Below are 25,513 nucleotides of genomic sequence, written 5' to 3' on the forward strand. Positions count from 1 at the left end.
GTCGCTGCCCGCGACCTTCCGGGCATCGGCACCATGGAGGAACATGGGACCGCGCGGGGCGGAAACTTCCGGTGCGATACCCGTGCCGATACCGTCCCGGGACCGATCGGAGATCAGCGGCGGGATGCGAAGAAGGCGGCGACCTTGGGGCGGAGCCAGGACCAGAGGCCGGGCGCGCCGCCGCCGATGCGCGGGGCCATCTGCGCGTCGAAACTGTCGAGCGTCACGCCGTACCTGACCCAGGTCGCCCCCTCGGACGCAAGGTTCAGATTCGGCGGCTGGAACCGGTCCAGGGCCTTGGCAAAGCGCGCATCGGGGGTTTCGGCGGCTTCGAATTCGTCCCAGAGCGCCCGCATCTCGCGCGCCTGATCCTCGGGGAGGAGGCCGAAGATGCGCTCGGCCGCCGCCGCTTCCTCGGCCGCGGCCTTGGCGTGGTCGACCTCGCCGAAGATGGGATTGTCGCCGGCGTCGATCTCGACCAGGTCGTGCAGCAGCAGCATCCGGATCACCCGGTCGGTCGAGACGCCCTCGGCCGCGTGCTCGCCCAGGATCAGTGCGAAGAGGGCCAGGTGCCAGCTGTGTTCGGCGGAATTCTCGGCCCGCGCGCCGCCGAGGACCCGGGAGGCGCGGTCGATCCCCTTCAGCCGGTCAGCCTCCATCAGGAAGGCCATCTGGGCGTCGAGGCGGGGCGTTTCGCTCATCTCAGAGGCCGGAGGTGTCTTCGCCCGCGCGGCCCGCAAGCCGTTCGTCCAGGAACTTGCGCGCGCGCCGTTCCGCCATGCGCACCCGGACGGCGGTGAGATAGGCCTCTTCCAAAGTGGTCGAGGAGGCGCCGATGACCTTGGCGACCTCCATGAAGAACCGGTCGTCCCCCGTCTTGGCCATCACCGTGAAGGTGTCTTCGGCAAGCTTGTCTGCCATGATCTGGACGCTGGACATCTGCTCTCCTCAGCGGGTGGTTTCGGTCAGGCGCCGCTTCACGTAGCCGGTGACCGTGCCGATCATCGTGTCCATGTGCGGTTCCTCGAAGAAATGCCCCGAGCCTTCGATCTGCTCGTGGGTGATGGTGATGCCCTTCTGTTCCTTGAGCTTGTTCACCAGCGAGGTCGTATCGGCGGGCGGAGCCACGCGGTCGGACGTGCCGTTGATGATCAGCCCGGAGGAGGGGCAGGGCGCGAGGAAGGAGAAATCGTACATGTTGGCCGGCGGGCTGACCGAGACGAAGCCGGTGATCTCGGGGCGGCGCATCAGAAGCTGCATCCCGATCCAGGCGCCGAAGCTGAAGCCGGCGACCCAGCAATGCTTGGAATTGTTGTTCATCGACTGCAGGTAGTCGAGCGCCGAGGCGGCGTCGGACAGCTCTCCGATGCCCTGGTCGTATTCGCCCTGGCTGCGGCCGACACCGCGGAAGTTGAACCGCAGGACGGTGAAGCCCATGTTGTAGAAGGCGTAATGAAGGTTGTAGACGACCTTGTTGTTCATCGTGCCGCCGAACTGGGGGTGCGGGTGCAGGATGATCGCGATCGGTGCGTCATTGTCTTTTTGCGGATGATAGCGGCCTTCGAGGCGGCCTTCGGGTCCGGGAAAAATGACCTCGGGCATGTGGGCTTGTCTGCTCCTGTCGCGGGCCGGAATTCTTGACGAATTCCCTTGGCCTCTTTAGAACCGTTCTAGACCCGGAATGTGATCCGGGAGGGCTTGACAGCAGATAGGCAATCGTATCGCCAAGGTCAATCGGGTGCGGCGTTACCTTCGGGGGAGGTTTGGTGTGAAGCTGAGTACAAAAGGGCGCTACGCGATGGTCGCGCTGGCCGACATGGCGCTGCAACCCGACGACGGGCTGGTGACGCTTGGCGACATCTCGAAACGTCAGGACATTTCGCTGCCCTACCTCGAACAGCTCTTCGTGAAGCTGCGCCGGGCGGGGCTGGTGGCCTCGGTCCGCGGGCCGGGGGGCGGCTACCGCCTGGCGCGTCCGGCGGATGCGATCAGCGTGGTCGACGTGCTGGCCGCCGTCGACGAGAACGTGGACGCGATGCACAAGGGGGCGGGGGCCTCCGGTGCGGCCTCGGGCAGCCGGGCGCAGTCGCTGACCAACCGCCTGTGGCAGTCGCTGTCGGCGCATGTCTACGTCTACCTGCACCAGGCCAAGCTGTCGGACGTGATCGAGAACGGGCTGGCGCCCTGTCCGGCCGTGCCCTCGCTGTTTCCGGTCGTGGACGAGCATGAGGGGATCTGAGCGCGTGGCGGTGGCAGGACAGGCGGGGGCTCTGCCCCGGTCCGCCTTCGGCGGCCCTCCCCGGGATATTTCGGGCCAGAAGAAGGCGGGGGCGTTGCCTTGGTGAGACGCGCCTATCTCGACTGGAACGCGACGGCGCCCCTGCGGGCCGAGGCGCGGGCGGCGATGCTGTCGGCGATGGACGTGGTCGGCAATCCGTCGTCGGTCCATGCGGAGGGTCGGGCGGCCAAGGGGCTGATCGAGCGCGCGCGCGCGCAGGTGGCGACGGCCCTCGGGGCGGACGGGGCGGAGGTGATCTTTGTTTCCGGCGCCACCGAGGCGGCGGCCCTTGCGCTGTCCGGGCGCGGGCTGGTCGGGGCCGAGGTCGAGCATGACGCGGTGGCGGCATGGATCGCGCCGGAACTGGCGGTCGATGCCGAGGGCCGGGTGATCGTGCCGGAGCCCGGACGCTCGGTGTTGCAGGCGGCCAATTCCGAGACCGGGGTTCTGCAGGATCTGCCCGAGGGCCTGGCGATGACCGACGCCACGCAGGTGTTCGGCAAGCTGCCCTTTGCCTTCAACTGGTGCGGTGCGGAGATGGCGATCGTGTCGGCGCACAAGCTGGGCGGGCCCAAGGGAATCGGTGCGCTGGTCCTGAAGCGCGGCATCGAGCTGCCGGGCCTGCTGCGCGGCGGCGGGCAGGAGATGGGGCGGCGTGCGGGCACCGAAAACGTGATCGGAATCGCGGGCTTCGGGGCCGCTGCGGAGGCGGCCGTGAAAGATCTGGCGGAGGATGTCTGGTCAGGGGTGGAAAAACTTAGAAACATTCTAGAGAATGCAGTTGCGGCCGCCGCAAAAGAGACTATTTTTGTCGGGAAAGGCGCGCCACGCCTGCCCAACACCTCCTGCTTCGCGCTTCCGGGCTGGAAGGGGGAGACGCAGGTGATGCAGATGGACCTTTCGGGATTCGCGGTCTCCGCGGGCTCGGCCTGTTCCAGCGGCAAGGTGCGCGCCTCGCGCGTGCTGCGGGCGATGGGGTTCGATGACGAGGTGGCCGGCAGCGCGATCCGCGTGAGCCTCGGCCCCGCAACGACGGAAGAGGATGTGATGCGCTTTGCCGACAGCTGGGCGCGCCACTACGGGAAACGGGTCTCGCGCAGCGCGTGAGCAGGAATGCGGGCACGCCGGGCGTGCCGGAAACAGGAGCGCGCGGGCCGCGCCGGAACCAGGGCGCGAAGGCCGCGCCGACAGGAGAGATGACATGGCAGCGTTCGACAATGTCACCGTGAAAGAGGGTGTCGAGAAGGAGACCGTGGATGCGGTCGAGGCCGTCTCCACCTACAAGTACGGCTGGAACACCGACATCGAGATGGAATACGCGCCCAAGGGCGTGAACCCGGACATCGTCCGCCTGATCTCGGGCAAGAACGGCGAGCCGGAGTGGATGACCGAGTGGCGGCTCAAGGCCTTCGAGCGCTGGACGCGGATGACGGAGCCGACCTGGGCGATGGTCGACTATCCCGAGATCGACTTCCAGGAACAGTATTACTACGCCCGGCCCAAGAGCATGGCGGAGAAGCCGAAATCGCTGGACGATGTCGATCCGAAGCTGCTGGCGACCTATGAGAAGCTCGGCATTCCGCTGAAGGAACAGATGATCCTGGCCGGTGTCGAAGGCGCCGAGGATGCGCCCGCCGAGGGCCGAAAGGTGGCCGTCGACGCGGTGTTCGATTCGGTTTCGGTCGGCACCACCTTCCAGGCCGAGCTGAAGAAGGCCGGGGTGATCTTCTGCTCGATCTCCGAGGCGATCCGCGAGCATCCCGAACTGGTGAAGAAATACCTGGGCACCGTGGTGCCCGCGTCGGACAATTTCTATGCCACGCTGAACAGTGCCGTTTTCTCGGACGGCTCCTTTGTCTACGTGCCGCCGGGGGTGCGCTGCCCGATGGAGCTGTCGACCTATTTCCGCATCAACGCGGAGAACACCGGCCAGTTCGAACGCACGCTGATCATCGCCGACAAGGGGTCTTACGTGAGCTACCTCGAGGGCTGCACCGCGCCCAAGCGCGATACCGCGCAGCTGCACGCCGCCGTGGTCGAGATCATCATCGAGGAAGACGCCGAGGTGAAGTACTCCACCGTCCAGAACTGGTATCCGGGCGACGAGAACGGCAAGGGCGGTATCTACAACTTCGTCACCAAGCGCGCCGATTGCCGGGGTGATCGCGCCAAGGTGATGTGGACTCAGGTCGAGACCGGCTCTGCCGTCACCTGGAAATACCCTTCCTGCATCCTGCGCGGCAACGAGAGCCAGGGCGAGTTCTACTCCATCGCCATCGCCAACAACCACCAGCAGGCCGACACCGGCACCAAGATGATCCACCTCGGGCGTGATACCCGGTCGCGGATCGTGTCCAAGGGGATCTCGGCGGGGGTGGCGCAGAACACCTATCGCGGCCTCGTTTCGATGCACCCGAAAGCCAAGAACTCGCGCAACTACACCCAGTGCGACTCTCTGCTGATCGGCGACAAGTGCGGCGCGCATACGGTTCCCTATATCGAGGTGAAGAACAACTCCTCGAGGGTCGAGCACGAGGCGACCACCTCGAAGGTGGACGACGACCAGCTCTTCTACTGCCGCCAGCGCGGCATGGACGAGGAAGAGGCCGTGGCGCTTGTGGTGAACGGGTTCTGCAAGGAAGTGCTGCAGGCGCTGCCGATGGAATTCGCCATGGAAGCGCAGGCGCTGGTGGCGATTTCGCTCGAAGGCTCGGTCGGCTGAGGCCGCTTGGAGAGAGAACGGGATGATCCTGCAACTGGCAATGCAATCGGCGGGGGCCGGGATCGGTGTCTTCCTGGGCACGGTGATCGGCCTTTCCATGCGGCGGGACAAGAGCAGGACAAGCGGTCTGCTCGGTGGGTCCGTTGTGCTGACCGCGCTGGCGGCGGGGCTGCTCGCCATGGCGGTGATGATGGTCATCAAATATTTCACGGCGTGGTGACATCGCGACACCGCGCCGGACAGAGACAGAGATACGAGCGGCCCCGCGTCGCTGAACGGAGATGAAAAAGATGCTTGAGATCAAGAACCTGCAAGTCAAACTTGAAGAAGAGGACAAGCAGATCCTCAAGGGCGTGGACCTGACCGTCGAGGCCGGCAAGGTGCATGCGATCATGGGGCCGAACGGGTCGGGCAAATCCACGCTGTCCTACGTGCTCTCCGGCAAGGACGGCTACGAGGTGACCGGCGGCACGGCGACGCTGGACGGGGCCGACCTGCTCGACATGGAGCCCGAGGAGCGCGCCGCGGCCGGGCTGTTCCTGGCGTTCCAGTATCCGATCGAGATCCCCGGCGTCGGCAACATGACCTTCCTGCGCACCGCGGTGAACGCGCAGCGCAAGGCGCGCGGCGAAGAGGAGATGTCCTCGACCGAGTTCCTCAAGGTGATCCGCGAGAAGGCCAAGAGCCTCAAGATCGACGCCGAGATGCTGAAGCGCCCGGTCAATGTCGGTTTCTCCGGCGGTGAGAAGAAGCGCAACGAAATCCTGCAGATGGCGATGCTCGAGCCGAAGATGTGCATCCTGGACGAGACCGACTCCGGGCTTGACGTGGATGCGATGCGGCTGGTGGCGGACGGTGTGAACGCGCTGCGCTCGGAAGGGCGCGGGTTCCTCGTGATCACGCACTACCAGCGGCTTCTGGATCACATCAAGCCGGACGTGGTGCACATCATGTCCAACGGCCGGATCATCAAGACCGGGGGCCCTGAGCTGGCGCTCGAGGTCGAGAACGACGGCTATGCTCACCTGATCGAGGAGGAGCAGGCCTGATGTCCCTTCCGCAACCGAAACTGGACGCGACGGCGGCGCGGATCGCCGCGCTGGACCTGCCGGCCGGCGGCTGGTCCGAACCGGCGCGCAGGGATGCGCTTGCCCGGGTCAACGCCACCGGCCTGCCCGGGGCGCGGGACGAATACTGGAAATACACCCGCCCGGACACGCTGAACCAGCCGGACGCCCCCGTGGCGGTGGCCATGCACGCCGATGAAACGCCGATCTTCGACGGCATCGACCGGCTGGAACTGGTTTTTGTCGACGGGGTCTTCGACGCCGAAGCCTCGGATTCGCCGGAACTTGCCGGTGTGACCATCGAGCATCTGTCGACGATGGCCGATATCCACTGGGCCAAGGATCTCTACGGCAAGCTCGAAACCGCCGGGCAGACGCCGGTCCAGCGACCGCTGGCGGCGCTCAACACCGCCTTCGCGACCGAGGGTCTGCTGATCAACGTGACGGGCGCGGCCGAAAAGCCCGTGAGCCTGGTTTATCGCCATGTTTCAGAGACTTCCGACGCGATCCTGCATCATGTCGTGAAGGTCGCCGAGGGGGCCGAGCTGACCCTGCTCGAGAACGGCCCGGCCGCCGCCCGCATCAACAAGGTGATGGAGGTCGACATTGCCGATGGCGGCACCTTCCACCACATCCGCGCGCAGGGCCGCGATCACGACCGCCGCGCCGCGACGCATATCTTTGCGCGTCTCGGAACCGAAAGCACCTTCAAGAGCTTCACGCTCACCGTGAACGGCGTGCTGACCCGCAACGAGGTGGTGCTGGAGCTCACCGGGGACGATGCCGTCGCGCATGTCGCCGGGGCCTGCATGGGCGACGGCAACTTCCACCACGACGACACGGTCTTCGTGACCCATGACGCGGTGAATTGCGAAAGCCGCCAGGTGTTCAAGAAGGTGCTGCGCAACGGTGCGACGGGCGTGTTCCAGGGCAAGATCCTGGTGAAGCCCGGCGCGCAGAAGACCGACGGCTACCAGATTTCCCAGTCGCTGCTGCTCGACGGGGACAGCCAGTTCCTCGCCAAGCCGGAGCTTGAAATCTACGCCGACGACGTCGCCTGTTCGCACGGGTCCACCTCCGGCGCGATCGACGACGAGGGGCTGTTCTACCTGCGCGCCCGCGGCCTGCCGCGCGGCGTGGCCGAAGATCTGCTCACCATCGCCTTCATCGCCGAAGCGGTGCAGGAGATCGAGGACGAGCGTCTCCAGGAGGAGATCGTCTCGCGCGTCGAGGGCTGGCTGGCCCGGCGCCGCGGCTGATGCTTCTGACGCGCGAGATCGTGGCCACCTACCGGGGGCCGGGCGCCGTGGTGTCCCGGCTTCTCGCGCAGGGCCCGCGCGAGGACCGCGCGCTGATGTTCGTGATGGCGGCCTGCGGGCTGTTCTTCGTCGCGCAGCTTCCGGCGCTCTCGCGCCGTGCCTGGCTCGAAGGTGTCGACCTCAACCCGCTGATGGGCGGCGCGCTGCTGGCCTGGCTGGTGCTGGCGCCGCTCGGGCTCTACGTGATCGCCTTCCTCAGCCACCTTGTCGCCAAGGTCTTCGGGGGCAGGGGGACGGGCTACGGCGCAAGGCTCGCGCTGTTCTGGGGCATGCTCGCCTCCAGCCCGCTGGTGCTGCTGAACGGGCTGGCCGCCGGGTTCCTCGGGGCCGGTCCGCAGCTGATGCTGGTCGGGCTGATCTGGTTCGTGGTCTTTCTCTGGTTCTGGCTCAGCGGCCTGCGTGTCGCCGAGCGCGGAGAGCCGGTGTGACGCCCGCCGGGTTCCTGCGCCTCGCGCTGCAGACCCTGATCGCCCCGCGCGAGGTGGCCCGCCTCTTGCTGGCGGCCGACCTGTCCCGCGAGGCGATCATGACCGCCTTCGCACTGGTGGTCGTGGTCAACGCGCTGGTCGTCGGGGTCATGCAGGGCTACGGCATGGCGATGGATGCCCTTCCCGTCCCGGTGGGGCCGGCGATCCTTGCCGCGCTGCTGGCCGGAATGCTGGGAATCTCGATCTTCGTCATGACCTCGGCCGGGCGGGCGCTCGGCGGAAGCGGGCGCATGCAGGATGTCGCCGTGCTGTTCATCTGGCTGCAGGCGTTGCGCGCGCTGGTTCAGGTGGGCGTCGCGCTGATGGCGATGATCTCCGGCTCTCTGGCGATGATTATGGTCCTGGCCGCGATGCTGGCGGGGATCTGGATCGTGCTCAATTTCCTCGATGTCGCGCATGGGCTCGACAATCTCTTCAAGGCACTGATGGTGCTGATCCTCGGAGCGGTCGGCATGGTGCTGCTGCTCTCGCTGCTCTTTTCCCTCATGGGGCTCACGCCGACCGGGATGACCTACGATGTATGACGTTCACAAGATCCGCCGCGATTTTCCGATTCTCTCCCGCGAGGTGAACGGCAAGCCGCTGGTCTATCTCGACAACGGCGCCTCGGCGCAGAAGCCGCAGGTCGTCATCGACGCGGTGACGCGTGGCTATGCCGAGGAATATGCCAACGTCCACAGGGGCCTGCACTACCTCTCGAACCTCGCGACCGAGAAGTACGAAGGCGTGCGCGGCACCGTGGCGCGTTTCCTCGGGGCGAAGGACGAGGAAGAGATCGTCTTCAACACCGGCACCACGATGGGCATCAACCTCGTCGCCTATTCCTGGGCGATGCCGCGCCTGCAGCCGGGGGACGAGATCGTTCTTTCGGTGATGGAGCACCACGCCAACATCGTGCCCTGGCACTTCCTGCGCGAACGGCAGGGGGTGGTGCTGAAATGGGTCGACGTGGACGAGACCGGCGCGCTCGACCCGCAGAAGGTGATCGACGCCATCGGTCCCAAGACCCGCCTGATCGCCATCACCCAGCTGTCGAACGTGCTCGGCACCGTGGTCGACGTGAAGACCATCTGCCACGCCGCCCGCGAGCGGGGCGTTCCGGTGCTGGTCGACGGCTCGCAGGGGGCCGTGCACATGCCGGTGAACGTCGAGGAGATCGGCTGCGATTTCTATGCCATCACCGGACACAAGCTCTACGGCCCGAGCGGCTCCGGCGCGATCTGGATCCGCCGCGAACGCCTCGCGGAGATGCGCCCCTTCCTCGGCGGGGGCGACATGATCCGCGAGGTCCACAAGGACGAGATCACCTATGCCGACCCGCCCATGCGGTTCGAGGCGGGCACACCCGGCATCGTCCAGCAGATCGGTCTCGGCGTGGCGCTGGACTATCTCATGGCTCTGGGGATGGAGAATGTCGCGGCCCACGAGGCACGCATCGCCACCTATGCCAAGGCGCGCCTCTCGGGGCTGAACTGGTTGCAGGTGCAGGGTCACGCGCCCGGCAAGGCGGCGATCTTCTCCTTCACCCTGGATGGCGCGGCCCATGCCCATGACATCTCGACCATCCTCGACAAGAAGGGGGTCGCCGTGCGGGCAGGGCACCATTGCGCGGGCCCGCTGATGGATCACCTCGGCCTCACCGCGACCTGCCGTGCCTCCTTCGGGCTCTACAACACCGAAGAGGAGGTCGACGTTCTGGTCGACGCGCTGGAGCTCGCGCACGAACTCTTCGCCTGACCGCGACGGTTCCGGGCGGGCGATCACGCCCCGCCCGAAGACGTCGCGGCGTGACGCCTTCGCGCGCAGATTTCCGATTGCGGGCGCTGCGCCTTTGCCGTATCACCCCCGCAGCACGCACCCGTAGCTCAGCTGGATAGAGCGCTGCCCTCCGAAGGCAGAGGCCAGAGGTTCGAATCCTCTCGGGTGCGCCATTCCTAAATCTCCACTGCAAATATCCCCTAACGTCTTGAACGGTAAGGATATTTCTGGTGTTCGAAAACCGGTTTCACGGTCGTATGCCAGTTGGTCCGCAAATGCCAATTTCAGGACCGTTTGACGGTGCTCAATTGACCCATTTTCCCATATTTTCCAAGGGTTTGAGAGAAATCCCGTTGAGTGTTCGAACGTGTCCTCGTAGGTGGCCAGCGGTTTGCCGCATTTTTCGATTTTCTCACGTATGACCATGCGATCCGTTTCGAGGTCGCCAATACGCTTCTCGTAGGCACGAATGACGGATTCGCTGTCGGCTTCGACAAGCCGATCCATGAGCTGAGCGATCTTACGTTCGATCTGTGAAAGCTCGGCCTTCATTGTCTTGCCTTGGTCTTTCATCGTTTTCGCGCGTTGTTCCCACAAGTCCTTGAACAGTGCGGAAGCAAGCTCGAAGAGCTCTTCGGTCGGGCGTAGTGCCTTTAGAAGTGCCTCGAACTCTTTCTCGACCACCTCGCGTCGGATCGACTTGCCTTTGGCTGCGCAATCCTTCTGACGGCACAGGTAGTAGGGGTAGTGCACAGCCTTACCTTTCGACCAGTTGGCAGTCAGCGGGGTGCCGCAGCAGCCGCACAGGACGAACCCGCGAAGGGGGAAATCTTCGCTGATGTCCTTGCGCGCCGGAACGCGTGCGATGCTGTTCAATCAGTTCTGGATCGTCTGAAAGGTTTCGAGCCTGATCAGCCCTTCATGCTTGGCGGGGCGGAACGAGACGTTCCACTTCGGGAGTTCGAGATAGCCCGCATAAAGGGGCTGAGTCAGGAAATCGTTGACCCGTTGGTTCGTGACTTCACCGCGCGGCGTCTTGGGGAAGACCGGTTGGGCTTCAAGGAAGCGCTTTACTTCCGCCTGCGTTGAGAAACGCTCACAGGCATAGCCTTCCAGCGCTTCTCTCAAGATCGAAGCCAAAGGCTCGCTAGGGTGCAAAACCTTGCCTTGGCCGCTGATACGCTCGTACTTGTATCCGACAGGCGCTTGGAACACCCAATAACCGTTCATTGCGCGGGCGCGCATGCGGTTGAGCGTCTGCTCCCCGTTCTTCTGGCGTTGGTGTTGGGATACGCTGGCCAGAAGGTTTTCGATAAGCAGACTGTCGCTATCCTCACCGAATTCCAGCGATGGGGATTCAAGGATGCCGCCTGCCTTGCTGAGTGCAGCCCTCAATTCGAGGTGAGCCTGAACGCCGCGTGCAAGGCGGCTGATGTCATCGATTATCACGACGTGCGGTTGGCGGCGGTTCTTCCGCAAGAAGCTGAGCATGGCTTGCATGCCAGGGCGGTTGATGAGGCCGCCGGATGCATCATCGGTAAAAACCTGAACGACCTCATGGCCACGAAAGGACGCATACTCCCGGCAGCGTGTTTCCTGAGAGTGTAAGCCTGTACCGCGCGTTGTCTGCTTGGTGTCTGAGACGCGGCAGTAAATTACGGCTTTGTTGTTTCCTTTCTTATCCTTCATCGAATCCATCATCCTTCCGACAGCGAAGCTGCGGTGCCATCTGTGTTACATTGTTGTTGCTTTGTTCTCAGCTTACCACATCCGGCCTTCGGGAGAAGGTCTTTCTTGCCTCTTGTCTGCGCGCTGAGCTGTACGGGATGGACTCCCCAAGCGGCGTCGATGAAGGTGTTCATGATGTCGGATAATCTGTGGATAATTTCGTCGGCCTGCGCTTGGGAATAGCCCATCTGAGCTACCCCCCGAAATTCGGACACTGACATAAGCTACGATTTGCAGTCTGCTGATCTTCGACGAGAAGGAGATCAGAGATGTCGAAACGGAAGCAGCACGCGCCTGAGTTCAAGGCGAAGGTCGCGCTGGAAGCCCTGAAAGGCGAGGAGACGGCTGCCGAACTGGCAAGCCGGTTCGGGGTGCATCCGACGATGATCCATCAATGGAAGCGAGCCCTGCTCGAAGGCGCCTCCGGTGTGTTCGAACGCGGGGGCCGCAAGAAGCCGGAGATTGACGAGGAGCAGGTGAAGGAGCTCCACGCCAAGATCGGGGAGCTGGCGGTGGCCAACTCTTTTTTGGAACGAAAGCTGAAGCCCTGGGGCGGGAAGTGAGGCGCGGCATGATCGAGCCTGACCACCTGGATCTGTCGATCGGCCAGCAGTGCAAGTTGCTGTCGATCGCGCGTTCGTCTTTCTACTACACGCCCAAGGGCGAGACCGAACAGAACCTCGGCCTGATGCGGCGGATCGACGAGCAGTTCTTGGAGACGCCGTTCTTCGGTGTCCGGCAAATGACCTGGCACCTGCGCAACGACGGCCACCTAGTGAACGAGAAGCGCATCCGGCGGCTGATGCGCCTGATGGGGCTAGTGCCGATTTACCAGAAGCCCAACACGAGCAGGCCGACGAAGGGCCACAAGACCTATCCCTACCTGCTCAGAGGTCTACGGGTGGAACGCCCGAACCAGGTCTGGTGCTCGGATATCACCTACCTGCCCATGCGGCGCGGGTTCCTATACCTCGTGGCGATCATGGACTGGCATACCCGCAAGGTCCTGTCCTGGCGGATCTCGAACACGCTGGAGGCCGACTTCTGTGTCGAGGCGCTGAACGAGGCCATCCACAAGTTCGGCCCGCCAGAGATAATGAATACGGATCAGGGATCCCAGTTCACGTCCTTTGCCTGGACGGATCGGCTCCGCCGGTCCAGCGTGCGCATATCGATGGATGGGAAGGGCCGTTTCCTCGACAATATCTTCATCGAGAGGCTGTGGCGCACCCTGAAATACGAGTGCGTTTACCTGCATGCCTGGGAGACCGGATCGGAGACGAAAGCGGCGATCCGGAAATGGATGACCTTCTACAACCACCAGCGCCCGCATTCAGCCTTGGGCGGCCAGCCCCCGGCGCTGGTCTACTGGCAGAGAAATGATATCAACCAACCCGATCAGCAGGTGCAACGAGTAGCTTAATTTACGCCAGATCCTGTCCAAGAGATGGGGAGTAGCTCATTTCCGATTGGCCCGAACCGAGGCAGGAGGACCGCAGCGTTTCCGGCTGGATCACCGATACCCATGAAGTGCGGGAGCCGCCTCTTGCACCGGGGCTCGGGTGGATCGTGCTGCCGCTGCACACGATCCTGAAGCCGCTGGTGGGCTAGCAATGGCCTTCCCTTTCGCGCGTCTCTTCACCCGTCCGGCCCCCGCCGTGCAAATACGCCGTTTCGACGGTGCGTCGGGTGGGCGGCGTGGCTGGGGGATGGGTACCTATCACCGGCACGGGACTGAAACGACGGCCGCCGGGCCGACCTTGCGCAACCGCGCCCGGTATCAGGCAGCGAATAACCCTTGGCTATCGCAGGGCGTCGCGAATTGGGTGGGCGCGCTGGCAGGCACGGGCATCAACCCGACTCCCCAGCACCGCGACGCCGACACGCGCGCCGGGCTGGCGAGGCTCTGGACGCAATGGGGCGAAGAGGCCGACGCCGACGGCCGGACGGACGTGTGGGGCCTTCAGGCTGAGATTGCACGTTGTCTTGTGGTGGATGGCGAAGCCTTTGTGCAGCTCCTCGACACGCCCGAGGGGCCGCGCCTGCGCCTCTTGCCGCCCGAGCTGGTGGACGAGTCCCTGACCCGTGAGCTGCCCGAAGGCCGCTACATCGTCTCGGGTGTGGAGTTTGCCGCCGACGGCACCCGCGCCGCCTATTGGGTCTTGCCCGCCAAGCCCACCGATACCTTCGCCACGGCCGCGTCACTCGTCCGCATCCCGGCGGCGGAAATCCTGCATGTGTTCAAGCCGCTCGGCCCGGGGCAAGTCCGGGGCGTGTCGTGGCTGGCCCCCGTCATCCTGTCCGCGTCCGACTTCGACCAGCTCTGCGACGCCCTCTTGATGGGGGCAAAGGTGGCCGCCATGCACGCGGGCTTCCTGACTGACATGAACTGCACGGCGGGCGAGCCTTACGACGGCACCGAAGCGGGCGGCATCATGGAGTCCGGCCTTGAACCCGGCACGCTGAAGCGGCTGCCGTCCGGGCTGGACGTGAAATTCAACAGCCCGGCGCAGGCGCAAGAGCTGGGGGCCTTCCTGCGCCTCAACCTGCGCCAGCTCGCCGCCGGGCTCGGGCTGCCCTCGCACCTTCTGGACGGCGACCTGAGCGACGCGAATTATTCCAGTCTTCGCGCCGGGCTGCTGCCCTTCCGCCAGCGGTGCGAGCAAGTCCAGTATGGCGTTCTAGTGCCCCAGCTCCTCAACCCGATCTGGCGGCGCGTGGTCGCGTGGGGCGTGCTGTCCGGCGCGCTGGACGCGCCCGACTACGAGTCCGACCCGCGCGCCTACCGGGCCGAATGGCTGCCCCCGGCATGGCAGCAAGTGGACCCGCTGAAGGACACGCAAGCGACCGTGGCCGAGATCGAAGCCGGGCTGACCAGCCGCCGCAAGGCCGTGGCCGCCCGGGGCTGGGCACTGGAAGACCTGGACTCGGAAATCGCGGCCGACGGTTTCAACCCCAAATCCAAGGAGTCCGGCAATGCCTGACGATCTTCTGACCCGCTCGGCCGAAGTGCGGGTGAACTCCTACAACCCGGACACCCGGACGTTCTCGGCCGTGATCGCCACGGCGACCCCCGTGCTGCGCCAAGATGCGCAAGGGCCGTATCTGGAAATCCTGCCGCCGGACGCCTTCGATCTGGCAGCGCAAAACCTGCCCGTGCTCGACTCGCACAACACCCGCACCGTGCGGGCGGTCCTCGGGCGCACCTTATCCATCCGGCGCGAGGGCAACGAGATTGTTGCCGAAATACAGCTTTCTTCGGCCGAAGATGTTGCCCCTGTCGGGCAGCGGATCGCTGACGGGACGCTGCGAGGCATCTCGATTGGATACCGCGTCGCCGGATGGACCTACCGAAACGACGGAAGGCCGACGCAATGAGGACCAAGACCGCCAAGCGCATCACGCTTTCCGAAGTCACCCTGACCAGCAACCCCGCCGACCCGAACGCGGCCGTGCGGCATCAAGAGGAGGCCGACGTGCCGAAAGATACTCAAACGACCGAACGCGCCGCGCTGATCCAGCGTGTCCGGGCGGCCCACAATCTGCCCGAGGAATGGGCAACCCGCATGGAAGAGGCGGGCGAAGAGCTGACCGACGACGAAGTGCGCGAGTCCGGCCGGGAAGAGGCCGTGGCCGCCCGCGCCACCCGCACCGCGCCCACCATCCGCACGGCTGCGCCGCAGAACGAAGACCCGGCCGTCATCGCCACCCGCCAGACCGAAGCTCTGGCCTGCCGTATGGCTGGCGACGCCCCCAGCGACGAAGCCCGGGCCTACATGGGCCTTGGGCTGGAAGACCTCGCACGCGACGCCCTGACCCGGGCGGGCGAGCGTGTGGGCATGATGGGCCGTGAAGAATTGTTGACCCGGGCCATGCATGGCACCAGCGACTTCCCCGAGCTGCTGATCGGCGCGGGCAATCGCGTGCTGATGAACGCCTACCGTCGCGCCGAGTCTGTCATGAAGACGCTGGCCCGCCAGCGCACGGCGTCGGACTTCCGCGCTATCTCCATCCTGAATCTCGGTGAATTTTCCGGGCTTCAGAAGGTTTCGGAGCACGGTGAAATCAAAGCCATGACCACGGGCGAGACCAAGGAAGGCTATTCGCTGGAAACCTTCGGCGGCATGTTCAGCCTGACCCGCAAGGCGACCATCAGCGACAATCTGGGGGCCTTCGGCCGCTGGGGCGAGATGATGGGGCGGGCGGCGGCCGAGGCCGAGGCGACACAGCTCATTGGCCTTCTGACCACGAACAGCGGCGGCGGCGTGAAGCTGTCGGACGGCAAGAACCTCTTCCACGCGGATCATGGCAACCTCGCCAGCTCGGGCGAGCCTCTGGACGGCGTGGCCGTCAAAGCCGCGCTGGACGCCGCCCGGCTCGCCATGCGGACGCAGAAGGGCCTTGACGGCAAGACGCCGGTCAACGTCCGGCCCAAGTATCTGCTGGTGGGGCCGGAGTCCGAAAGCGCCGCCGAAAAGCTGCTGGCAAGCATCTACCCGGCCACGACCGACGACGTGAATGTCTACGCCACGAAGCTGTCGCTTCTGGTGGAGCCGCGTATCACCGGCCCGCAATGGTGGGTCTTCGGTGACCCGGCCACGGCCCCGGTGCTGGAATACGCCTACCTGTCCAGCGCGCCCGGTCCGCAGCTCGCCAGCCGCGACGGCTGGGAAACGCTCGGCCGGGAGTTTCGCGTGGTGCTCGACTTCGGCTGCGGTGCCGTGGATCATCGGGGCGCATACCGCAACGCCGGGGCCTGAGCATGGCCCTGACGCTCGCCCAGCTCACGGCCGCCCGTGACGCGCTCATGACGGCGCGGGCGAGCGGCGTGCGGCGCGTGCGGGACCAGAACGGCGAAGAGGTGGAATACCGCTCCGATACCGAAATGGCCCGCGCCCTTGCCGCGCTTGACGCTGAAATCTCGGCCGCCACCCGGCGGCCGCCTTCCACCATCCTCTTCAGAACCTCGAAAGGACTCTGACCATGGCGACCAACTACGTCCAACCGGGTGATACCCTCACCCTGACCGCGCCCGGGGCGATCACCTCGGGCAGCATCGTGCAAATCGGCGCGCTGATCGGCGTGGCGGCTGGCGACGCCGCCAGCGGCGCGGACCTCGATCTTGTGACCGTCGGGTGCTTCACGCTGCCCAAGGTGTCCACCGACGCCGTGGCCGTGGGCGACGTGCTCTACTTCGACGCCGCGAATGGCGTGGTCACGACCGACGACGATACCGGCGCGAATGACCGCATCGGCGTGGCCGTCACGGCCGCCGCCAATCCGTCCGCATCCGTCGTCGTGCGGCTGGACGGCTGACCATCAAGCGGGCCTGACCAGCCCGGCAACCCGACGCAGCCCGTGAGCGTCCATCCCGGGTATCCCGATGGACCTTCAACACCTCGAACGCCTGAAGGCGGCCCGCGCCAAGATCGCGCGCATGGTCATGGCCGAGCCCAAGAATCCGGCCTATGCCCTGCATTTCCGCCGGGCCGAAGCCGAAGTGACCGACGCCGAAGCCCTCATGTCCGACGACATTCTGGCCCGCGCCCGGGCCGTCGCCGGTCAGAGTGCCACCTGCTGAACGACCTTCAGCAAATGCGCTAGACTGGCCCCCTTGCCATAGCGTTCCCGGGTCAGGCGATGGCCGAACACGTCTCGCCTGATCCGGTCATCAACCCCCGCCGCAAGCATCCGGTCTTCAAAGCTATGGCGCAGGCTGTAGAGCACATGCTTGGGAGACTCCATGAGCCCGTTTGCCCGCAGATACTTGTTCACCGTGGCCGAGAGGCCCGGCTTGTCCTTGTAGCGCGGGAAGCCCTGCGAGCATTCCTTGAACGCCTCTAGACTCACCCCCGCCAGCGGTATGACACGCCGGGCGTATTGGCTCTTGAGCTGGCGGCCGTCGGGCTCAATCGAGATATGCGGCACCTTATGGTCCAGCCGGATCGTGGCGGCCGTGAGGGCCGCGCCTTCGCTCGGCCGGTATCCAGTGTTGACCATGCCGAGCACAATGCACCGGGCTTCCGTGTTTAGCCCTTCCAGCGCGCCCGGGGCCAAGAGCTTGTCGCGTATCCAGTCAGTGGAGAAAGGCGGCCGGGTCTGCGCTTCGCCTTCCTTCAGCGACAAGTCCGTGAGGGGCAGCACCAGCCCGAGCCGCTTCATGCGGTTGACGGTCTTCAGCACGTCGCCAAGGTGGATCAAGTCCTTGTTCGCGGAATTGGCCGTAAGCCCGTCCTCTTCCAGCTTCTCAATCCACCAGTCCCGAAAGGCCAGCATGTCGTCGCCGGTTATCTCGGCCAGAGGCTTGTCGCCCACTTGGGCAATGAAATTGGCCACGGCTTTCTTGCGCGGATTCTTCCAGCGGCGAAGCTGATCTTCGCTCTTGCCGCGCGACCTGTCGGCCGCCAGCCCCCAATACAATTCCAGCGCCCGGGTGACCGTGATAGGCGGCTCTTCCACTCCGCCCAAGAGCGCGGCCGATTCCTTCATGTCCGGCCTGCCGTTGCGCTCTGGCACGGCTTCCACGCGCGCAAGCCACTCTTCGGTGGGCAGGGCCGACGCCTTGGTGGCTGGCAGGTAGCGGAAGCCCCGCACGGCCGCCAGCTCGCGCGCCGCCTCAAAGCGGCGTTCCGCGTCCGACGTGTCGCCCGCCAGCTTGGCTTCCCAGCCTTCAATGAGGTTCTGCCACAAGCCTTCCGACTTGGTCCGGGCGACGGATGCGGAGTCGGTGTGGAGGCTGATTCCCACAATCTTGCGGTCCTCTACGGACCCGTAGCGAAGCGGCACGCGCTTGCGCAGGTGGTAGGTGTTGCCCCGTCTGTAGATCGTCATCGGCTGAATCCCGTGCGAAAGCCCCGTGGGTCAGATTGTGCAACGTAATGTGTCACAAAACAAGGCGAAAACGGCGGATCGCTCGCGCGCCCCAGCGCGATAACCGTTTGTTTTCAGTTGGTTGAGGGATTTTCGATTGTCGAAAAGTGGCGGAGACGAAGGGATTCGAACCCTCGAGACGGTTCCCCGTCTGCACCCTTAGCAGGGGTGTGCCTTCGACCACTCGGCCACGTCTCCGAGAGCCGGAATAGCCTGTAAAGCATTGGATACACAAGCGATTTTTTCAAGAATGTAGCGGGATCCGCAACGCCTTGTTTTTGCTGGTTTTCACCGGATTTCCCCGATTTTTACCGGGTTTCGCCGTGCAATCCGTGCAAAATCCGTGCAGGCGCGTTCCGGTTTGTTCCCTCCGAGCTGCACGTTTTGCTTTGCATGTCCCTTTAAAATGGGTCATTATTTCGGCACGGCTGGCAAGCCGCCCCTCCTGTATGAACCTGCCCGGCGCCTCGCGCCGGGCTTTTTTCTAGCCGGCCCACCGCGCCCCGACGAGAACAGCGACCGCCGCGACCTCGCGCGTCAGATCGGAAAGGCCGCCGTTGTTGTCTATCACCAAATCAGCATCCGCCGCGGAAAGCTCCATGCTGCCCGGATCCTCGCCAAGCAGGCGCGCCGACGCGTCAACCCACAAGACCGCGTCAAACAGATCGCGCGTGGCGATCAGCTCGGCCCGCGCGCGCATCCCGACATAAATCGCGTGTTCCCTAAGTAGCTGCTCGGCGAGTCCCGGCCCCGGCCCGAGGTTGTAAGCGCGGATCGCGTGAAACCACATCTCGCGGTGCGCGTGCCGGTCGGAATAGGCGGCGCGCCAGTCCGGCCAGATCCCGCGATCCCGCACGAGCGGCCAGATTGCCCGCTCGGCGACAAACTCCGAACTTGACGCGGCCGAAAGCCCGAGGCGCTCGGCGAGGATCCCGGCGGCCGTATCTTTGCCGTGCCGCCCGTGGCCGATCACCAAAAGACGCGGGCGAGGCTCAGAACGGGATTCCATCGTCAATATCTCGCGTCGGCGGCGCGCCCGCGCCGGGCGCCCCGTAGTCCGCGCCAGAGCCGCCACCTGACACGCCCGAGGATGACCCCACGTCGCGAAGGTCGAGCAATGCCAGCTCGCCGCGATTCGGCTGCAAAACAACCTCTGTCGAGTAGTGGTCGTGGCGCTTTCGAGACGAACTTGTCCCACAGGGCATCCTTCCATTCCTTCGAAAGGATCACATCATCAAAGCGTTGGATCAAAGACCTAGTAAAATTTTCGACGCTCACGGAAGGCTCCACCTTTGATGTAAACTCTTGTTACCAAGTTTTCTTTGACCTATTAGGGATTAATCCCCCCCCCATCAGGAGCGTCCGCGAGAATGCTGAACCCTTTCAAGAAGTCACGGACAGCCGAATCTCCAAACGATGATTACGAATTCAAAGAGACGTTTCTCTTAGTCAATGCCTCCAAGCTGGACTCTATTTTAGGTAATGAAACGTTAATCGTCTGCGGCTCTTCCCGTGGCATGACTTCGGTTGTGTCTTTCGCTCTATATGAGTTGGAATATTTCATAGGCAATCGACTGCAATCAAAAAATTACGAAGATTTGGATTTTCAGGAAATTTTTCCCGATAAGCAGACCTTCACTAAATCTCTGTCCGAAAGGAAGCCGCTACTTAAGTTAGTTCGAAAGCGCAATGCTGATTATGACCGTTGGGGATTTAAGTTGCCGAGGGCAAGTGATTTTGCCGATGATTTTGGAAAAGTGTTCCGAAATCCAATATGTGTTCTCTGTGTACGAAACCCCGTGGCGACTGCTCGTTCGATAACGGCAAGAAATCCAAATGTTAGGGGAGGGATTGGGCGGGTGATGATGCAATCCCAGAAGGCTCTCAGGGCAATTCAAAGCCTCACGGAATCTTCAAGTATGCCATCTATTATTATTAATATGGACGAGGCGCAGCGCCATCCTGAATTGTTTCTTTCCGAATTTTCTGAGTTGCTCCGGCTTGACGGCGATCTTTCGGGAATTGCGGCGCAGATCGAAAAGAGAAGCTATAAGAGTTCGGCGCCAAGAGCCGGAATTACTTTCTCTGGGCCAAAGTGAGAATTTTTCTCTAGAGGGAGGCCGCGCCATGAGAGGCGCGGCCGTAACAGACACATTCCTCAAGTCTCGCCGACCGATCCGGCCGGAGTATGCCGGGAAAGCGCCCGGCGCGCAGACCCGGCCGCACCGCGCGACCGGGATCCCGTCAAAGTGCGCCGCCGAGGCGTTTCGCCAGACGCGACCATGCAAAGGTGCTGCCGGAAACGGCCGCCCAGATCGCCGCCGAGGCGGCCACCGACGCGGCGTCGAGATCGACACAAACGCCGCCGGTCGCCTGGTTGAAATCGACAAAGGGCAGAACCGCGAGGGCACCGGCCGCCGGGTAGAAAACCACCACGCGGAGAATGAGTGCGAGTTTGGTCGCTACGAGTTTGAACATGGATTTTCCTTTCGTGTTTGGTTTCAGTGTTCGGAAAACGGCGCAGGCCCGCCCGCATCATCCGCGGCGAGAACGCCCTCGATTTTCTCGGAAAGGTCGGCCAGATGCGCGAGCGTCGCATCAATCCCGAGCTTGACCTCGGCCAGCTCGGCGCGCAGATCATCGGCCACCGCCTCGGCCGAAATCGGATCCGCAGCCGCCCCCGCGGATCCGCCGAAATCGACCGGGGCGAGGCGGCACAAGAACTGGTGCAACGCGCCGCGCGTGATCGGCCCCGAGAGGCCGTCGACCTCGACACCGGCCATTTCCTGAAACGCCCGAACGTCATCGGGACCGAAACCGAGCAGCACAAGAGCCGCGCGCGTGTATCTGGCGATCCGGTCGGAATAGCCGTTCAAGCCGCCGTTGATCGCGCGGGTAAGATTTTCAATATCGCCCGCGTCGGCGTAGCGATTGAGACCCCGCGTTTCCCAATACCATATCGGGCCGAGACCCTCCCAAGGGTCGGTATTCATCAGATCCGGCGCGGCCCGGAAATCCGGCGCGGCCGGGTCGATCTCGGCGCGGCACCAATCCGAGAACGCGCCCACATTGTAAGCGCCGGTGATCTGTATTCCCGTGCGGCCCCGATACTTGAACCCGTCCCCGTCACGCGCGGCCGTGTTGCCCAGATCCGTCCGCGTGTCGTATCGCTCCTGCGCCGGCGTCGGCCCCCAGATTTCGCGGTCGTAGCGGAATCCGCCGCTTTCGTGGCCGAGCTGCGCCACGTAATGCGCCAGCCGCCAAGGGCGCCCGAGGCCCGCGCCGTGGCCCCTCGCCGCAAGGCCGGCAAGCACTGATCGCATGTTTTCGCTTTCCCGCGCGCCTGTCATGCGCGCGAGCCGGTCAATCGTGAGCATGTGAAGCCCTCCAAATGGAAACGCCGCGCGAGGATCCGCGCGGCGTTTGTTGCAGCCCCGGCCGACCGGCCGGGATCAATCGCGATCCAGCAGCACCCGAGTATCGCCCCGGATCTCGACCGCATGGCGTTCGATCCGCTCGGCCGAGGCTTCGATCTTCGTCAGTCGGCGGCCGACCGCGCGCAATTCCTCGACCACGTATTCGATGCGCGCGACCTCGGGAGAGGCCGCGCCGACCTCGGGAGGATCCCGCCGCAGACCCTTGAAGATCAGCGCGACCGCCGCGCCGATCCCGCCGAACAACCCGGCGATTCCCGCCCAGGCGTCCGGCTCAAGACCGTTAAAAAACTCGATCACGGCGATACCTCGGCACGTCCGCGGCGGCCCTGTAGGCGGCCCAGGCGTCGGCCGCACCGAGGACGGCATATGTACCGACCCCCGAAGTAAGCGCGCCCTGGACGCCCGATAGATAGGGCGCGGCGAACAAGGCCGCGAGCGCCCAGAAGATCCCCGCGCCAAGCGCGGCGCCAGTCATGCGCAGCACCGGCGAGCGCCGCCAGCTTCCGTTTATCCAGAGCCCCGCGAACCGCATCACCGCAATCAGGGTGAAGGCCAAGATCAAATTTTCTTCGGTCAGGCCCACGTCGCGGAAACTCGAAAAGGATCGCGAGGCCGCCAACGTGTCGCCGGGCAAGGCAAGAGTGCATGCAAACACGAAAATAATCGCACTTGTCATCCACTCAAGCGCCCGGCCGTATTGCAGAAAGACGTCGAGCAGGCGCATTCCCGATTACCCGACGTCGAGACCGTAGACCGTGGCGGCATACTCGGCGATTGCGTCGAGCGTCTCGGAATCCCCGCCGATCAGATCGCGACCGAAAACCCAGAAATCCGCGATTTCCACGTCCGCGCGCTGGTTGGTCGTTCCGTCGAGTGACCCCAGAAGGAACGCGCCCGTGTGCGTCGTGCCATCGGGCGGCGTGATCGACGCGCGCTCGGCGCCATCCTGCCAGATCCTCGAAACCGCGCCGTCAAAGGACGCCACCACAAGGCACCACTCATCAAGCGCGACGGCCACTCCGTCCACGAATGCCCCCTGACACAAGAACCGCGGCACGTTGCCCGTGCTGAACTGCAAAACGCACCTGTCATCCGCCCCGAGGAAGCGGCCGAGAATCGCCTGACTTTGGTCGAGCGTCTTCGGCCGGAAGATCGCGGCAAGCGTCACGGCGGCATCCTGCGCAATCGTGACACCCGTCGACGTGTAGACGTCGAAATCTGTTCCGGGATAGCCCGCGAACCGCGCGACCGACTGACCGGCGAGAGCGTCGCCGACCACGGCCGCGCGAGAAAAGCTCGCGTTCGCCGCGAACGCCCCGGCGCCGCCGGCGCGGTCCTGGAAGGACAGAAATTCCCCGGCCGAAATCGTCGCGAAATCCGCGTCGGCCGTGCCCCAGAACCGCAAGGCCGGATCTGCCGAGATCACGTCGGCCAGATCCGCGCCGACCGGCAGCCGCGGATTGCTTATCGTCTTGTTGAAGGTGATCGACATTCTCTTACTCCTCAGAGGTTGATTTCGCAGCGCACGCAATAGTGGCGCACGGTTTCAGGGACGGCGTACCCGAGGCCGTGAAACAGCGACGGAATTTCGGTCGGGCTGTAGAGCAACCCGCGACCGTTGCCCCATCGGTCCACAACCGCATCAGCGGTATACGCGGCGTATTGAATTTTCGGATTTGCGCCCGACGGAACCGCGTCGAGAGTGATCGTTATCTCATCGGCCCCCGTGATCGTGACCGATGCGATACCTGCCGAGGCCGCATCATCGGCAAAAACGAATCCGTAGTCGGGAACAGGCAAGATCCAATCATCATCAAACATCAGTGCCCCCGCCGGCACATCGAAAGAGACCGTGATCGTATCCCCGACCAGCACGGCCGAGGCCATTTGCAGCGGCGTGAAAGAACCGTCCTCGATCACGCGGCGATTGACCTCGCCGACCAGCTCGCCCTGCATCAGACGGCCGAGGGCGCTTGTGTGAATCTTGTCAGTGAGCGGGTAGGGATAGAGCGGCCCCCCCATCGTGAGCCCCGGAGTCGAGTTGCAGGCGAGCCATTGCTCGCGCCAAATCCCTTCGTCGCTCGGCTCATCGTCATTGTCGTTGATCTGCCAGACAACCATTTCCGGCTCGACCAAGAGCGCGAGCCGCTCGGCAACCTCCGTCCGCAGATCATCGGAGAGGGCAACAAGCGCCGGCCCATAGGCTTCGACGCCGCTATCGGAACCGGCCTCGCCCTGCACCCAATTGATAACACGGCAGTCAATGTCGCGGCCGTAGATCCCGGCGACACGCTCGGCGGCATCGATTCCGATCATCAGGTTATCCCAAGGGATCCCGCCCCGCTCGAATGTCTCGACCGTCTTTCCGCCCCACCACGAAAAGAAAGACAGAACCCCCGGCGACGCGCGGCCGTCATGGAATCGGCGCGCATGCTCATATCCGAATGCCGACATTGTGGCGGCGAGCTGTTGCTTGCTCGGCTTGTCATAAAGCGGCTCGAAATCGACATAATCCGCAGGATCGGACGGCGTGTCGCGGTAGCCCTCGCGCAGACCCTCGAACGCAAGCGCATGATGCGGGAAAATGGCGTCCGTCACCATCGGCACGCTATCATCGCCCCCGCCCGAGAAACCGGCGTTGGATTGCCCGTAGAACAATTGCAGCAAGAGCGGCGCCGCGTCGTCGGCAACCGCGACGGATTTCCCGTCACGCTGAATCACGTCGAAAACCTTGCCGTCACCGTCCTGGACCGTCGCGATACGCGCGCGCTTTCCGAACCGCCGCACATTGAAGGCGCGCAAGTCCCCGCCGACCTCGCGGGGCGCCATGTAGAAATTGCCGCGCGTTTCGGGAGAGGGATAGAGCGTCGTCGTGCCGTCCGGCCGGATACCTATGACGACACGCCCGGCGCGGTCGGAAACCGACCACGGGAACCGCAAGGCCGATCTGGCACCGGCGCGCACGTCCGAAAAGAGCCCGCCAGTGATCGCGAGCAGGCCGCGGCGCGTGTAGTAGCTCAAGACCTTTCCCGAGGCGTCATAGGCCGCACCGAAATAGCGCGGCCCGGTGCGACGCGGATCCGGCAAAAAGCCCAGGTCGGCCACCGCAAGGCGGCCGGTCAGACGCTCGACGCCGGCGACCAGATTTCCGGCCTTGTCGCGCCAATAGTCCAGAAAACCGCGCACGGCCGAGCGCCCGTTTCCCGCGCCCTCGCGCAGCGGAGACAGGCTCGCGTCACGCGCGAGCCGCGCGGGATCCGAAAGCGGCTTGTCGAGATCCGGCGTATTGTCCACCGCCCCGAGGCCGATATTCGCGCGCGCCGCCGACGGGCTGTCGAGATCACCCAGGTTGGCGGCCGCGGCAAGCTTCGCCGAAAGCTCGGCCTCAAAACCGGAATTGTCGTAAACAATCCTGAAAACCACCGGATCCGCGCCGAGCGTCGAGACCTCGGACGTCGTGCCATAGGTGCGGCCGGCATTGACCGCGCCGCCCTGAACATAGGCGGCCGCGCCCTGAACGTCCTCGGCCGAGTCCATGTCGGCCGCGCGCACCCAAGCGCCCGCGGCCACGTTCCAAAATCCATTCTCGGCCGGGTCGGCCTGATCCTTGACCAGAACCCGAGCGCCGGCCGACTGTGCCTCGCCGTCGATCACCTGCTCGCCGGACAAGACAATCGCGGCCGTGGTCGCGACCGCCACGGCCTCATGCGGAAGACCGCCAGAGATCGCCGCGCGCTCGGCGAGCCGCTCGACATACTCGGCCCATTCCACGATTTTGACCGGATCCGGTTCATGATCTTCCGAAACCGGAGTGCCAAGCCATATTGCGCTAGGTTGGTCCGCCAT

31 protein-coding genes, 2 tRNA genes and 1 pseudogene are annotated in these 25,513 nt (G+C 64.2%); 19 read left to right on the forward strand and 15 right to left on the reverse strand.

The window, feature by feature from the left end; translation table 11 throughout:
• Nucleotides 1-113 precede the first annotated feature (113 nt).
• From ACN0RJ_RS07985 to ACN0RJ_RS07995, 3 genes are read right to left on the reverse strand one after another with little or no spacing between them, the layout of a single operon-like run.
• Nucleotides 114-701 (reverse strand): HD domain-containing protein, encoded by a 588-nt coding sequence (locus ACN0RJ_RS07985; RefSeq protein WP_417722987.1) that lies wholly within the window; start codon nt 699-701, stop codon nt 114-116.
• Nucleotide 702: 1 nt separating this feature from the next.
• A complete protein-coding gene (locus ACN0RJ_RS07990) occupies nt 703-939 on the reverse strand; it encodes a hypothetical protein (RefSeq protein ID WP_417722986.1) in 237 nt (78 codons plus the stop codon).
• A 9-nt stretch (nt 940-948) separates the two neighbouring features.
• Nucleotides 949-1,602 carry an alpha/beta hydrolase gene (locus tag ACN0RJ_RS07995; RefSeq protein ID WP_417722985.1) on the reverse strand — a complete coding sequence of 218 codons (654 nt, stop codon included), beginning with the start codon at nt 1,600-1,602 and terminating at the stop codon, nt 949-951.
• A gap of 166 nt (nt 1,603-1,768) precedes the next feature.
• Between ACN0RJ_RS07995 and ACN0RJ_RS08000 the strand changes: the two genes are divergently transcribed.
• The 11 genes from ACN0RJ_RS08000 to ACN0RJ_RS08050 all read left to right on the forward strand — a co-directional run bounded on the left by ACN0RJ_RS08000 (nt 1,769) and on the right by ACN0RJ_RS08050 (nt 10,169).
• Nucleotides 1,769-2,239 (forward strand): Rrf2 family transcriptional regulator, encoded by a 471-nt coding sequence (locus ACN0RJ_RS08000; RefSeq protein WP_417722984.1) that lies wholly within the window; start codon nt 1,769-1,771, stop codon nt 2,237-2,239.
• A 99-nt stretch (nt 2,240-2,338) separates the two neighbouring features.
• Nucleotides 2,339-3,385 (forward strand): cysteine desulfurase family protein, encoded by a 1,047-nt coding sequence (locus tag ACN0RJ_RS08005; protein ID WP_417723929.1) that lies wholly within the window; start codon nt 2,339-2,341, stop codon nt 3,383-3,385.
• A gap of 94 nt (nt 3,386-3,479) precedes the next feature.
• Nucleotides 3,480-5,000, forward strand: a complete 1,521-nt coding sequence (sufB, locus tag ACN0RJ_RS08010) for a Fe-S cluster assembly protein SufB (RefSeq protein WP_417722982.1) — start codon at nt 3,480-3,482, stop codon at nt 4,998-5,000.
• A 22-nt stretch (nt 5,001-5,022) separates the two neighbouring features.
• Complete coding sequence (locus ACN0RJ_RS08015) at nt 5,023-5,220, forward strand: hypothetical protein (protein WP_417722981.1); 198 nt, start codon at nt 5,023-5,025, stop codon at nt 5,218-5,220.
• 70 nt (nt 5,221-5,290) lie between these two features.
• The gene (sufC, locus tag ACN0RJ_RS08020) at nt 5,291-6,049 is read left to right on the forward strand and encodes a Fe-S cluster assembly ATPase SufC (protein ID WP_417722988.1); all 759 of its coding nucleotides are present in this window, start codon (nt 5,291-5,293) and stop codon (nt 6,047-6,049) included.
• On the forward strand, nt 6,049-7,326 hold the full coding sequence (locus ACN0RJ_RS08025) for a SufB/SufD family protein (protein ID WP_417723930.1): 1,278 nt from the start codon (nt 6,049-6,051) through the stop codon (nt 7,324-7,326). The genes sufC and ACN0RJ_RS08025 overlap by 1 nt, the downstream gene beginning before the upstream one ends.
• On the forward strand, nt 7,326-7,814 hold the full coding sequence (locus tag ACN0RJ_RS08030) for a YIP1 family protein (RefSeq protein WP_417722979.1): 489 nt from the start codon (nt 7,326-7,328) through the stop codon (nt 7,812-7,814). The genes ACN0RJ_RS08025 and ACN0RJ_RS08030 overlap by 1 nt, the downstream gene beginning before the upstream one ends.
• On the forward strand, nt 7,811-8,398 hold the full coding sequence (locus ACN0RJ_RS08035) for a YIP1 family protein (RefSeq protein ID WP_417723931.1): 588 nt from the start codon (nt 7,811-7,813) through the stop codon (nt 8,396-8,398). The genes ACN0RJ_RS08030 and ACN0RJ_RS08035 overlap by 4 nt, the downstream gene beginning before the upstream one ends.
• On the forward strand, nt 8,391-9,611 hold the full coding sequence (locus ACN0RJ_RS08040; RefSeq protein WP_417722977.1) for a cysteine desulfurase: 1,221 nt from the start codon (nt 8,391-8,393) through the stop codon (nt 9,609-9,611). The genes ACN0RJ_RS08035 and ACN0RJ_RS08040 overlap by 8 nt, the downstream gene beginning before the upstream one ends.
• Nucleotides 9,612-9,728: 117 nt before the next feature.
• Nucleotides 9,729-9,805: transfer RNA gene (locus ACN0RJ_RS08045), tRNA-Arg, on the forward strand.
• A gap of 184 nt (nt 9,806-9,989) precedes the next feature.
• On the forward strand, nt 9,990-10,169 hold the full coding sequence (locus ACN0RJ_RS08050; protein WP_417723932.1) for a hypothetical protein: 180 nt from the start codon (nt 9,990-9,992) through the stop codon (nt 10,167-10,169).
• Nucleotides 10,170-10,298: 129 nt separating this feature from the next.
• On the opposite strand, the pseudogene ACN0RJ_RS08055 reads toward ACN0RJ_RS08050, so the two are convergent.
• The 3 genes and pseudogenes from ACN0RJ_RS08055 to ACN0RJ_RS08065 form a co-directional block, all read right to left on the reverse strand.
• A pseudogene (locus ACN0RJ_RS08055) lies at nt 10,299-10,508 on the reverse strand (zinc ribbon domain-containing protein); the annotation flags it as partial.
• Entirely contained in the window at nt 10,509-11,321 is an 813-nt protein-coding gene (locus ACN0RJ_RS08060) for a recombinase family protein (protein ID WP_417723933.1), read from the reverse strand.
• Between the two features lie 8 nt (nt 11,322-11,329).
• Nucleotides 11,330-11,548 (reverse strand): hypothetical protein, encoded by a 219-nt coding sequence (locus ACN0RJ_RS08065; protein WP_417723934.1) that lies wholly within the window; start codon nt 11,546-11,548, stop codon nt 11,330-11,332.
• Nucleotides 11,549-11,629: 81 nt separating this feature from the next.
• Between ACN0RJ_RS08065 and ACN0RJ_RS08070 the strand changes: the two genes are divergently transcribed.
• From ACN0RJ_RS08070 to ACN0RJ_RS08100, 7 genes are all read left to right on the forward strand, one after another.
• A protein-coding gene (locus ACN0RJ_RS08070; protein ID WP_417723142.1) for an IS3 family transposase occupies nt 11,630-12,783 on the forward strand; the annotation gives its coding sequence in 2 pieces (ribosomal slippage) (nt 11,630-11,882 and nt 11,882-12,783; 1,155 coding nt in all).
• Between the two features lie 286 nt (nt 12,784-13,069).
• Nucleotides 13,070-14,344 (forward strand): phage portal protein, encoded by a 1,275-nt coding sequence (locus ACN0RJ_RS08075; protein WP_417723935.1) that lies wholly within the window; start codon nt 13,070-13,072, stop codon nt 14,342-14,344.
• Entirely contained in the window at nt 14,337-14,738 is a 402-nt protein-coding gene (locus tag ACN0RJ_RS08080; protein ID WP_417723936.1) for an HK97 family phage prohead protease, read from the forward strand. The genes ACN0RJ_RS08075 and ACN0RJ_RS08080 overlap by 8 nt, the downstream gene beginning before the upstream one ends.
• On the forward strand, nt 14,735-16,120 hold the full coding sequence (locus ACN0RJ_RS08085) for a Mu-like prophage major head subunit gpT family protein (RefSeq protein WP_417723937.1): 1,386 nt from the start codon (nt 14,735-14,737) through the stop codon (nt 16,118-16,120). The genes ACN0RJ_RS08080 and ACN0RJ_RS08085 overlap by 4 nt, the downstream gene beginning before the upstream one ends.
• Before the next feature lie 2 nt (nt 16,121-16,122).
• Nucleotides 16,123-16,341 carry a phage head-tail joining protein gene (locus ACN0RJ_RS08090; protein ID WP_417723938.1) on the forward strand — a complete coding sequence of 73 codons (219 nt, stop codon included), beginning with the start codon at nt 16,123-16,125 and terminating at the stop codon, nt 16,339-16,341.
• Nucleotides 16,342-16,343: 2 nt separating this feature from the next.
• Nucleotides 16,344-16,676 (forward strand): DUF2190 family protein, encoded by a 333-nt coding sequence (locus tag ACN0RJ_RS08095; protein ID WP_218449094.1) that lies wholly within the window; start codon nt 16,344-16,346, stop codon nt 16,674-16,676.
• 67 nt (nt 16,677-16,743) lie between these two features.
• Nucleotides 16,744-16,941, forward strand: a complete 198-nt coding sequence (locus ACN0RJ_RS08100) for a hypothetical protein (RefSeq protein ID WP_417723939.1) — start codon at nt 16,744-16,746, stop codon at nt 16,939-16,941.
• Here the strand turns inward: ACN0RJ_RS08100 and ACN0RJ_RS08105 are convergent.
• From ACN0RJ_RS08105 to ACN0RJ_RS08115, 3 genes are all read right to left on the reverse strand, one after another.
• A complete protein-coding gene (locus tag ACN0RJ_RS08105) occupies nt 16,923-18,191 on the reverse strand; it encodes a tyrosine-type recombinase/integrase (protein ID WP_417723940.1) in 1,269 nt (422 codons plus the stop codon). The two genes, ACN0RJ_RS08100 and ACN0RJ_RS08105, sit on opposite strands and share 19 nt — an antisense overlap.
• A gap of 147 nt (nt 18,192-18,338) precedes the next feature.
• A tRNA-Ser gene (locus ACN0RJ_RS08110) sits at nt 18,339-18,428 on the reverse strand.
• Between the two features lie 286 nt (nt 18,429-18,714).
• A complete protein-coding gene (locus ACN0RJ_RS08115; protein WP_417723941.1) occupies nt 18,715-19,239 on the reverse strand; it encodes a hypothetical protein in 525 nt (174 codons plus the stop codon).
• 361 nt (nt 19,240-19,600) lie between these two features.
• Here ACN0RJ_RS08115 and ACN0RJ_RS08120 point away from each other — a divergent pair, with 361 nt between their 5' ends.
• Nucleotides 19,601-20,329: a hypothetical protein gene (locus tag ACN0RJ_RS08120; RefSeq protein ID WP_417723942.1), complete on the forward strand. Its 729-nt coding sequence runs from the start codon at nt 19,601-19,603 to the stop codon at nt 20,327-20,329.
• Between the two features lie 145 nt (nt 20,330-20,474).
• On the opposite strand, the gene ACN0RJ_RS08125 is transcribed toward ACN0RJ_RS08120, so the two are convergent.
• From ACN0RJ_RS08125 to ACN0RJ_RS08150, 6 genes are all read right to left on the reverse strand, one after another.
• The gene (locus ACN0RJ_RS08125) at nt 20,475-20,708 is read right to left on the reverse strand and encodes a hypothetical protein (RefSeq protein ID WP_417723943.1); all 234 of its coding nucleotides are present in this window, start codon (nt 20,706-20,708) and stop codon (nt 20,475-20,477) included.
• A gap of 23 nt (nt 20,709-20,731) precedes the next feature.
• Nucleotides 20,732-21,553 (reverse strand): glycoside hydrolase family 19 protein, encoded by an 822-nt coding sequence (locus ACN0RJ_RS08130; RefSeq protein ID WP_417723944.1) that lies wholly within the window; start codon nt 21,551-21,553, stop codon nt 20,732-20,734.
• Nucleotides 21,554-21,682: 129 nt separating this feature from the next.
• The gene (locus tag ACN0RJ_RS08135) at nt 21,683-21,964 is read right to left on the reverse strand and encodes a hypothetical protein (protein WP_417723945.1); all 282 of its coding nucleotides are present in this window, start codon (nt 21,962-21,964) and stop codon (nt 21,683-21,685) included.
• Nucleotides 21,948-22,391 (reverse strand): hypothetical protein, encoded by a 444-nt coding sequence (locus ACN0RJ_RS08140; protein ID WP_417723946.1) that lies wholly within the window; start codon nt 22,389-22,391, stop codon nt 21,948-21,950. The genes ACN0RJ_RS08135 and ACN0RJ_RS08140 overlap by 17 nt, the downstream gene beginning before the upstream one ends.
• A 6-nt stretch (nt 22,392-22,397) precedes the next feature.
• A complete protein-coding gene (locus ACN0RJ_RS08145) occupies nt 22,398-23,198 on the reverse strand; it encodes a LamG-like jellyroll fold domain-containing protein (protein WP_417723947.1) in 801 nt (266 codons plus the stop codon).
• Nucleotides 23,171-25,513, reverse strand: a complete 2,343-nt coding sequence (locus ACN0RJ_RS08150) for a hypothetical protein (RefSeq protein ID WP_417723948.1) — start codon at nt 25,511-25,513, stop codon at nt 23,171-23,173. Before ACN0RJ_RS08150 ends, ACN0RJ_RS08145 begins: the two co-directional genes overlap by 28 nt.

Source organism: Salipiger sp., assembly GCF_048261495.1.
In the GTDB taxonomy this organism is placed as follows: Bacteria; Pseudomonadota; Alphaproteobacteria; order Rhodobacterales; family Rhodobacteraceae; genus Salipiger.

Bases quoted from the DNA above. Each gene is read 5' to 3' on its own strand.
- ACN0RJ_RS07985 (WP_417722987.1), bottom strand. From the start codon at position 701: ATGAGCGAAACGCCCCGCCTCGACGCCCAGATGGCCTTCCTGATGGAG.
- ACN0RJ_RS07990 (WP_417722986.1), bottom strand. From the start codon at position 939: ATGTCCAGCGTCCAGATCATGGCAGACAAGCTTGCCGAAGACACCTTC.
- ACN0RJ_RS07995 (WP_417722985.1), bottom strand. From the start codon at position 1,602: ATGCCCGAGGTCATTTTTCCCGGACCCGAAGGCCGCCTCGAAGGCCGC.
- sufB (WP_417722982.1), top strand. From the start codon at position 3,480: ATGGCAGCGTTCGACAATGTCACCGTGAAAGAGGGTGTCGAGAAGGAG.
- ACN0RJ_RS08015 (WP_417722981.1), top strand. From the start codon at position 5,023: ATGATCCTGCAACTGGCAATGCAATCGGCGGGGGCCGGGATCGGTGTC.
- sufC (WP_417722988.1), top strand. From the start codon at position 5,291: ATGCTTGAGATCAAGAACCTGCAAGTCAAACTTGAAGAAGAGGACAAG.
- ACN0RJ_RS08025 (WP_417723930.1), top strand. From the start codon at position 6,049: ATGTCCCTTCCGCAACCGAAACTGGACGCGACGGCGGCGCGGATCGCC.
- ACN0RJ_RS08030 (WP_417722979.1), top strand. From the start codon at position 7,326: ATGCTTCTGACGCGCGAGATCGTGGCCACCTACCGGGGGCCGGGCGCC.
- ACN0RJ_RS08040 (WP_417722977.1), top strand. From the start codon at position 8,391: ATGTATGACGTTCACAAGATCCGCCGCGATTTTCCGATTCTCTCCCGC.
- ACN0RJ_RS08060 (WP_417723933.1), bottom strand. From the start codon at position 11,321: ATGAAGGATAAGAAAGGAAACAACAAAGCCGTAATTTACTGCCGCGTC.
- ACN0RJ_RS08065 (WP_417723934.1), bottom strand. From the start codon at position 11,548: ATGGGCTATTCCCAAGCGCAGGCCGACGAAATTATCCACAGATTATCC.
- ACN0RJ_RS08075 (WP_417723935.1), top strand. From the start codon at position 13,070: ATGGGTACCTATCACCGGCACGGGACTGAAACGACGGCCGCCGGGCCG.
- ACN0RJ_RS08080 (WP_417723936.1), top strand. From the start codon at position 14,337: ATGCCTGACGATCTTCTGACCCGCTCGGCCGAAGTGCGGGTGAACTCC.
- ACN0RJ_RS08085 (WP_417723937.1), top strand. From the start codon at position 14,735: ATGAGGACCAAGACCGCCAAGCGCATCACGCTTTCCGAAGTCACCCTG.
- ACN0RJ_RS08090 (WP_417723938.1), top strand. From the start codon at position 16,123: ATGGCCCTGACGCTCGCCCAGCTCACGGCCGCCCGTGACGCGCTCATG.
- ACN0RJ_RS08095 (WP_218449094.1), top strand. From the start codon at position 16,344: ATGGCGACCAACTACGTCCAACCGGGTGATACCCTCACCCTGACCGCG.
- ACN0RJ_RS08100 (WP_417723939.1), top strand. From the start codon at position 16,744: ATGGACCTTCAACACCTCGAACGCCTGAAGGCGGCCCGCGCCAAGATC.
- ACN0RJ_RS08105 (WP_417723940.1), bottom strand. From the start codon at position 18,191: ATGACGATCTACAGACGGGGCAACACCTACCACCTGCGCAAGCGCGTG.
- ACN0RJ_RS08115 (WP_417723941.1), bottom strand. From the start codon at position 19,239: ATGGAATCCCGTTCTGAGCCTCGCCCGCGTCTTTTGGTGATCGGCCAC.
- ACN0RJ_RS08120 (WP_417723942.1), top strand. From the start codon at position 19,601: ATGCTGAACCCTTTCAAGAAGTCACGGACAGCCGAATCTCCAAACGAT.
- ACN0RJ_RS08125 (WP_417723943.1), bottom strand. From the start codon at position 20,708: ATGTTCAAACTCGTAGCGACCAAACTCGCACTCATTCTCCGCGTGGTG.
- ACN0RJ_RS08130 (WP_417723944.1), bottom strand. From the start codon at position 21,553: ATGCGATCAGTGCTTGCCGGCCTTGCGGCGAGGGGCCACGGCGCGGGC.
- ACN0RJ_RS08140 (WP_417723946.1), bottom strand. From the start codon at position 22,391: ATGCGCCTGCTCGACGTCTTTCTGCAATACGGCCGGGCGCTTGAGTGG.
- ACN0RJ_RS08150 (WP_417723948.1), bottom strand. From the start codon at position 25,513: ATGGCGGACCAACCTAGCGCAATATGGCTTGGCACTCCGGTTTCGGAA.